3 protein-coding genes are annotated in these 2416 nt (G+C 68.6%); 1 reads left to right on the forward strand and 2 read right to left on the reverse strand.

The features are described 5' to 3' along the window. Together AC2VNT_RS01180 and AC2VNT_RS01185 are read right to left on the reverse strand one after the other, a co-directional pair. Window positions 1–1256 (reverse strand): alpha,alpha-trehalose-phosphate synthase (UDP-forming) (locus AC2VNT_RS01180; RefSeq protein ID WP_486945116.1); only part of this gene is annotated, 1256 nt, incomplete at its 3' end. Beyond that, complete coding sequence (locus tag AC2VNT_RS01185) at window positions 1256–1420, reverse strand: hypothetical protein (RefSeq protein WP_486945117.1); 165 nt, start codon at window positions 1418–1420, stop codon at window positions 1256–1258. The genes AC2VNT_RS01180 and AC2VNT_RS01185, both read right to left, overlap by 1 nt. Window positions 1421–1534: 114 nt before the next feature. On the opposite strand from AC2VNT_RS01185, the gene AC2VNT_RS01190 reads away from it, so the two are divergent. Then, the gene (locus AC2VNT_RS01190; protein ID WP_486945118.1) at window positions 1535–2395 is read left to right on the forward strand and encodes an alpha/beta fold hydrolase; all 861 of its coding nucleotides are present in this window, start codon (window positions 1535–1537) and stop codon (window positions 2393–2395) included. The last annotated feature ends 21 nt before the right edge of the window (window positions 2396–2416 follow it).

Below are 2416 nucleotides of genomic sequence, written 5' to 3' on the forward strand. Positions count from 1 at the left end.
CCGGTGAATTCGCTGAGCACCAGCGCTCCGCCGAGGTCACTGCGGCAGGCCACGTACTCCTTGGCGACCAGGTTCATCCCGTCGCGTAGCGGCGTGACCAGCATGACGTCGGCCGCAACGAAGAACGCGATCAGCTCGTCGCGGGGGATCGGGCGGTGCAGGTAGTGCACCACCGGCTGGCCGACCTCGCCGTACTCGCCGTTGATGTGGCCGACCTCGCGTTCGATCTCGTCGCGCAGCGTCTGGTAGCTCTCCACCCGCTCCCGGCTCGGTGTGGCCAGCTGGACCAGGACCGTGTCGCCGCCCTTGATCCGGTCCTCGGCGAGCAGCTCGTTGAACGCCTTCAGCCGCACGTCGATGCCCTTGGTGTAGTCCAACCGGTCCACCCCGAGCATGATCGTCCGCGGGTTGCCGAGCTCGGCGCGAATCTCCTTGGCCCGCCGGCGGATATCGCGGTCGCGGGCCTTGCGGTCGAGTGCGCCCGAGTCGATCGAGATGGGGAAGGCGCCCACCCGGACGGTACGGTCGGCCAGCTGAACCTCACCGAGGCGGGACCGCACGCCGACCGAGCCGCGCGAGGTGTTGACGCCGGCCAGCCGGCGGGCGAGGTACAGGAAGTTCTGCGCACCGCCGGCGAGGTGAAAGCCGACCAGGTCGGCGCCGAGCAGCCCTTCGACGATCTCGGTGCGCCAGGGCAGCTGCATGAACAGCTCCACCGGTGGGAACGGGATGTGCAGGAAGAACCCGATCGTCAGGTCGGGCCGCAGCTCCCGCAGCATCCGCGGAACCAGCTGCAGCTGATAGTCCTGCACCCAGACCGTGGCATCGGTTGCCGCCGTCCGCGAGGTGGCCTCGGCGAACCGGCGGTTGACGTCGACGTAGCGGTCCCACCACTGCCGGTTGTAGATCGGGTTGACGATGACGTCGTGATACAGCGGCCACAGCGTGGCGTTGGAGAAGCCCTCGTAGTAATCGGCGATGTCGGTGGAGTCCAGCCGCACCAACTGCAGCCGCAGGTCGTCGATGTCGACCCGGTCCGGGATGTCCAGCTCGGCGTCGATGTTGCCCGGCCAGCCGACCCAGGCGCCGCGCCGGCGGCGCAGCAGCGGCTCAAGCGCGGTGACCAGCCCGCCGGGGCTGCGCTTCCAGTTGGTGGTGCCATCCGGCAGCCGCTCGATGTCGATTGGCAGCCGGTTGGCGACCACCACGAAGTCGGAGTCCCCGGGTGAATCACCGCCGCCGGCCGCCGGGGGCATTACACCTCGGGCTTTGACGGTCCAATGCCGAGCATCGACAGGAATGTCCGGCACTCGTCGGCGTCGGTTGCGTAGGCGGCCACCACCCGGCGGGCCTTGTTTGCGGTGCTGTCGGCGAGCGGTTCCACGTCGCCGATGTCGGCGGTGTCGGATTTAGCAGGCATGACATAACTGTAGGCGAAGTTGGTGGAGGACACCTCAGTGGGACGATTCCGACCTCGCTATTCTGGTCCCGCCCCGGGAGAAAGCAGCCCGCACCGGGAGATGTGAGGAGACAGATGTCGACCGAGTTGAGCCAGGAGAAGACGCTGCGCGAGGTCACCACCGAGGCCGGCGTGCTGCGCTACCACGAGGCCGGTGACGGACCGGTGCTGCTGCTGCTGCACGGTTCGGGGCCCGGGGTGACCGGCTGGCGCAACTTTCGCGGGGTACTCCCCGCCTTCGCCGAGCACTTCCGCTGCCTGGTCCTGGAGTTCCCCGGCTTCGGGGTCAGCGACGACTTCGGCGGCCATCCGATGGTGACCGCGTTCGGCGCGGTCCCGGCCTTCGCCGAGGCGCTGGGCCTGGATACCTTCAGCATCGTCGGCAACTCGATGGGCGGCGGCGTCGGAATCGGCTACGCGATCGGCAACCCGCAGAAGGTGCGCCGACTGGTGACCATCGGCGGTATCGGCACCAACCTGCTCAGCCCCGGCCCGGCCGAGGGTATCCGGCTGTTGCAGGAGTTCACCGACGACCCGACCCGGGAATCACTGGTCCGCTGGCTGCAGTCGATGGTCTACGACCCGAAGGTGATCACCGAGGAGCTGGTCGAGGAGCGGTGGCAGCTGGCCACCGACCCGGAGACGCTGGCCAGCGCGCGGCGGATGTACGGCAAGGACGCCTTCGCCGCCATGACGAAGATGATGCAGGCGGCCAAGGGACCGCTGCCGTGGGCGACCATGCACCGGGTCCAGGCGCCGACGCTGGTCACCTGGGGCCGCGACGACCGGGTCAGCCCGTTGGACATGGGGCTGATCCCGATGCGCACCATCCCGAACGCGGAGTTCCACGTCTTCCCCAACTGTGGGCACTGGACGATGATCGAGGCCAAAGACGCCTTCGAGAGCGTCGTGCTGGGGTTCCTGCTGCGCGACTGAGCCGGCGGCCGTTGCGGCGTC

Source organism: Mycobacterium sp. TH-M15, assembly GCF_057473705.1.